The following is a 4,926-nucleotide window of genomic DNA, read 5'->3' on the forward strand; positions in this document are numbered from 1 at the left end:
TGCTCCGGGGAATTTCAGATATTAGACCCACAAATTATCCATCAAAGGTTTTTAGTTTTAGTCGCTATCCATTAGGGACTAGCTGAACCAAGTCAATCTCATCCCTGATATCAATACCACGCTTGCGGTTAAAGTATTGTTTGAGAGTGCCGTCTTCATTAAAAAACTCAGGGTATTTTTGATGATGGGAGTCGATATCATCTCGATATTTCTTCATAGCTGATTGAACAACAGAACCCCTTGAACCAGTCAATTCTGAGAGCAAACTTTGAGTAATAATCCATCGTTGTTTAGGCTCGTTCGCTACTTCGGAATTATAGATTTTGATAGCATTAATCGCTCTTCTGACCATCTCTTCCGCTCTACCAGGATAAGTAGAATATTTAGGATTATTGAGTAATTCCTCCGTTGAGATATTTTCTAAGCTGTCCTCTTCTAAGCGTCTAATTTTCCCAGTGATGGTGTTAGCGTAGGTTTTGATAGCCCTCTGCATAAATTCAGCCAAATCTAAGCCTGAATGTGCGATCGCCAATCCTAAAATTTCCCTAGTTTCCTCATCGAGTCCCAAAGCATCAACGACAGCAGTTTCCAACATTTGAGTAGTCAAATTAGGTAGTGGTGATGTTTCTAAAGTTTCCGTTTTTCCTGACTGCGTTGATTGCTGAATGCCAAACTTAGGTAAACCTTGCCAGTATTCCCTTCTAGCATCATCGCCTGTGACATTCCATCGGTCGGTATTTTCGGTTAAGTACCATAAAGCTAAATGCTCAAAGCGTTCTACTCTGCCAAATCCTGTGTTAGTGAAGTAATACCCTTTTGGTTTTACTTTTGTTGCTGGCACTATAGGAAATTTAGCTTCAATTTCTTTGCGAACAATGCCTAAAGGACGCTTAAGGGTGATTCCGGCTTCAATAATTTGATTTACTGTGTCGATAGTCAGTTGCTTAATCTGGGCTTCATTGGTAATGCCATCAAGGTTTTGAGCTAATTGCTGACCCAATTTTACCCAATCAATTTTAGGTTTAGTTGCCATATCAGTTAGTCTCTTGGTATATCTATAGATTAGTGGGTTTATAGTACTTTATCAATACCACTACTCAATAGATAAATAGGTTTAATATATTAATCTTAATGTATTCAAGGAAGTTATCATAAGCATTAATTCATGGACGTTTAGCTTATTCCTTGCTTACTTTAAAAGCAGAGTAAATCAGAGTAAGGAAGATGAGTAGACAGCTAAAGCATCCTGATGAATTGACTAATGAGTTTATCGAGTGGCGAGTAAAGGAACTACTCCCCAAATTTGAAGCTCTAGCGCCGTATAATCGCAGCAACAGAGAGAAAGGAGTAAAATCTTTATGTTTGATAGGTTGGAAAGATTTAGCCACCAAGGAAGCAGCATTACTTAAAGCTAACTACCCAGATGATAAGCCAGAAGCCGAAAGGGAATATGGGGCTTGTTTACGCCAAATTACAGCATTGAAAAAAGAGCTAAAGAAAGCTGCTAAAACTGAACTGCTAGACCAGGCTAATTACAATCCAGTTTGCACAATAATTACTCACTTTGGTAATGCTTTAAGTTTCCTATTCAGTCCCTACAAAGAAAAGCAAAATGTCCGGTATCGAGAACAAGTTAAAGCTCGTTCAAAGGCTGAAAATAGGATATATTTAGGCTTATCGCCCTACTTAATTAAAGCCAAGGAAGTGCTTACACAAGTAGCTAATGGAGCTACTTTGTTTGATGTGGAATGGCGCGATGTTTCCTGTGCGATCGCTCTAGCAACTGGACGCAGAATGGCTGAAGTCCACTTATCAGCAAAGTTTAGAAAAATAGGGGATTATGAGTTAGGTTTTACAGGTCAATTGAAGGGGAAAAGCAGGAAACTTGATGGACAGAAGTTGAGAGATTTTGAGTTTACAGTTCCTACTCTGCTATCAGCTGATTTGGTATTAGCTGGTATGGAATTTTTAGAGAAGCATGATAAACGATTTGATGCCACAGAAGACCCGGAGAGAGTTAACAGACGTTGGTCAAAAGTGTTAAATGAGCGTGCCAAAGATTGGGCAATTATAGAGGATATGACCTACCACAAATTTAGAGGAGCATACCTGAAAGCTTGCATAGCTAACTCAGGCGTTGACCCTTTCGATTATTTGGACTATGCCCGTTCTATACTTGGTGATAATGATGAAGCTACAATTAAGGCATACCAACGGTTTGAGATTAAGCAAGGTAGTATTACCAAACTATAAGCAATAAGAGGCACTGAAGGAGTGCAAATTGTTAGTACAGAAGCACTCGCCGATTTATTTAGTTTGTTTGCTGATTCAGTGGAGTGTATTTTACTAAATGCTTGTTACTCGGAGGTACAAGCGAAAGCGATTACGCAGCATATTAATTATGTAATTGGTACACATTTTGAAACAGCCAAATCAGGCTGTGGGAAAATCCGTGAGAAGTCGTGCCGCGTCAAGGGCGGTGCCATCGTACCAAAGGCAAATCGTGTTCTTTGCTGACTGTAGTTAAGCGCTGAAACCTCCATCAATCATCAGGTTTGCGCCTGTAATGTAACCCGCTTCAGGACTCGCTAGATAAGCGACCATGCCTGCCACCTCTTCAACAGTGCCGTAGCGGGCGATTGCGATTTGCTTCGTAAGCATTTCAGCAAATTCCCCAGTCGGAGGATTCATTTCCGTCGCGATCGGTCCTGGCTGCACATTGTTGATCGTAATGCCTTGCGGTCCGAGATCCCGCGACAGCCCTTGTACCAAACCTTGTAAAGCGGATTTGCTCATCGCATATACACCACCTCCTGCAAAGGGCATCCGTTCGGCGTTGGTGCTGCCAATGTTAATGATGCGTCCACCAGCTTGCATGTGCTTGGCTGCGGCTTGCGTTGCGACAAAGACAGCACGCACATTAACGGCAAGAGTGCGATCGAAGTCCTCGAGTTTGAAATCATTTAACGGAGCGATTGCTAGCACACCAGCACTATTAACCAGGATATCAATGCCACCTAATTGATCCACCGTTTGCTCAACCGCAGCGACTACCGCACTAGCATCAGCACTGTCAGCTTGGATGGCAACAGCCCGGACACCTAACGCCTGTGCTGCCTGTGCAACTTCATTGGCTCGCTCGGGTGAACTGCTATAGGTGAAAGCAACATCAGCGCCTTCACTGGCTAAACGCTTAACGATCGCTGCCCCAATACCGCGACTGCCACCCGTGATTAGTGCGCGTTTGTTCTTAAGTGTGTGATTCATATTCAATGCTTGATGTAAGAACGTTGGTTTCCGGTTCAATGGTTGGTAATACTCTGGTTGCTACAAAAAGCGTGTGAGGACTACCCGCCAACATACTATCCATTAAATGGCAAATATCTTAACAAAGATGGCAAAATAACTTAATAATTTTCTGGCTGGAAAGCGTTGCTCTGCCGTTAAATGAGTAAAGAAAAAGTAGGATTAGGCCAGAATTGGTGACAAAAGTTCCCCAAAAAAGCCAAAAAAACAGCAGATGTCATGTATAGGAGAAAAAGGGAGCGTAAACAAGAGAAAAATCTAAGCCCCCAGCAATACCCCTTTCTACGTCTTTGGATATAAATTTATTTAATGAAAAGATCTTAAATTGAATAATTAATTCAGATAAAAACTTATGGCAACTGAGCAAGAACTTCAATCTCTTTTTAATACCTTAGATGGAGATAAAAACGGCAAAGTCTCCATTCATGAGCTTTTTTTAAGCCCTGGTTTAAGTGCAATCATCTCGGCTGAAACAGGTATGAGTAGTCCCCAAGAATTGCTAGCTACGCATGGAGATGAAGACGGTAGTATCACCTTTGAAGAGTTAAAGGAAGTAGTTAAGAAAGCAAATAATTTAACCTAGCTGTCGCGCTCGCCATTCCCACCAGTTAACCAGGTACTCTACAAATCCATTGTGCGATCGCTCCCACCAGTTTCTTCAGTTTCAGGTTGCACGACAACCTTCTTTTTGAGCGTAGGCTTAGGCTTATCAGTGGTAGTAGGCGGCGAACTTCTTGCTCGATCGACGTTACTCACTTCCTCCGCTTTAGCCCGCTTCTGCTGTTTCTTCAATTCCAGTACTTCTGCCTTCAAAGCCTTACCAGGTTTGAAATGTGGTGGTATTTCTTCAGTTGGTATCCCATTCAAAGATTCAAATCCAAACATATCCCTGCCTGGGATGAACCGTGCTTTTATCTCCACAAAATAACGCTTACCTTGCTCCTCCTTCTGAAGTTTTGGATTGAATCGGAATGGCGGTACTAGCGCATCTTTCCAAATTAATGGAAGATGCTGCGCTTTCATGAATCGAACTTTCCGTGCCGAGTCTAACGGTTTAATTCTGGCTTTAATCTCCTCATTAAAATTCCGAAAAACTGAAATGCACGGCGTTCTACACACTGGAATAAATTGCCACAGTCCACAAAGTTTAAACTCAAAATCTTGTGCAGTGAATACATCCTTATCAGATGAATTATCCTCACCATTTATAGGTGCGAATCCTACAAGCGAGAATCCTAATATGTGTGTTTTATCCCGCCCCGGAAAATGCAACGCTTGGGGATATACCGTTAGCCTTAATTCCTTTGACCCGTTTTCTCCTAATTCCAGTTTGAGTGCATCCCAAGCTCTCATCCCTTTGTTATGAGGCGCGTATTTCAAGGGGTACTCCTTCCCTTGAATCTTGACAAATGCTCTGTTGATTTCGGAGTCAAACCTGACTTTCCCTGGTAAAATCCCAATAGCTTGAAATAATTTGGGCTTCTGTTCGCTAGGGGTGTGGTCAAAAGTAGTTGGTGGGTGCGATCGCTAATCTTAAGAGGAGGTAAAATTTGAGACAATAATCATGAGGATAAGATTGAATCAAAGGGTAGTCAGGCTGAGCAATGCTCAGCCTGACTA

5 protein-coding genes are annotated in these 4,926 nt (G+C 42.0%); 2 read left to right on the forward strand and 3 right to left on the reverse strand.

Going from position 1 to position 4,926, the window contains the following annotated elements:
• Window positions 1-64: 64 nt before the first annotated feature.
• Entirely contained in the window at window positions 65-1,033 is a 969-nt protein-coding gene (locus tag IQ264_RS31545; RefSeq protein ID WP_193986529.1) for a hypothetical protein, read from the reverse strand.
• 191 nt (window positions 1,034-1,224) lie between these two features.
• On the opposite strand from IQ264_RS31545, the gene IQ264_RS31550 reads away from it, so the two are divergent.
• On the forward strand, window positions 1,225-2,253 hold the full coding sequence (locus tag IQ264_RS31550) for a protelomerase family protein (protein WP_193986531.1): 1,029 nt from the start codon (window positions 1,225-1,227) through the stop codon (window positions 2,251-2,253).
• Window positions 2,254-2,523: 270 nt separating this feature from the next.
• Here the strand turns inward: IQ264_RS31550 and IQ264_RS31555 are convergent, their stop codons facing one another.
• Entirely contained in the window at window positions 2,524-3,267 is a 744-nt protein-coding gene (locus IQ264_RS31555) for a 3-oxoacyl-ACP reductase family protein (RefSeq protein WP_193986533.1), read from the reverse strand.
• Window positions 3,268-3,658: 391 nt separating this feature from the next.
• On the opposite strand from IQ264_RS31555, the gene IQ264_RS31560 reads away from it, so the two are divergent.
• Entirely contained in the window at window positions 3,659-3,889 is a 231-nt protein-coding gene (locus tag IQ264_RS31560) for an EF-hand domain-containing protein (protein WP_193986536.1), read from the forward strand.
• 38 nt (window positions 3,890-3,927) lie between these two features.
• On the opposite strand, the gene IQ264_RS31565 is transcribed toward IQ264_RS31560, so the two are convergent.
• Window positions 3,928-4,686: a hypothetical protein gene (locus tag IQ264_RS31565; RefSeq protein WP_193986538.1), complete on the reverse strand. Its 759-nt coding sequence runs from the start codon at window positions 4,684-4,686 to the stop codon at window positions 3,928-3,930.
• Between the last annotated feature and the right edge of the window lie 240 nt (window positions 4,687-4,926).

Source organism: [Phormidium] sp. LEGE 05292 (genome assembly GCF_015207735.1).
In the GTDB taxonomy this organism is placed as follows: domain Bacteria; phylum Cyanobacteriota; class Cyanobacteriia; order Cyanobacteriales; family Aerosakkonemataceae; genus Floridanema.

Excerpts from the sequence above, each read along its gene's own strand:
- IQ264_RS31545 (WP_193986529.1), bottom strand. The coding sequence starts at position 1,033 with ATGGCAACTAAACCTAAAATTGATTGGGTAAAATTGGGTCAGCAATTA.
- IQ264_RS31550 (WP_193986531.1), top strand. The coding sequence starts at position 1,225 with ATGAGTAGACAGCTAAAGCATCCTGATGAATTGACTAATGAGTTTATC.
- IQ264_RS31555 (WP_193986533.1), bottom strand. The coding sequence starts at position 3,267 with ATGAATCACACACTTAAGAACAAACGCGCACTAATCACGGGTGGCAGT.
- IQ264_RS31560 (WP_193986536.1), top strand. The coding sequence starts at position 3,659 with ATGGCAACTGAGCAAGAACTTCAATCTCTTTTTAATACCTTAGATGGA.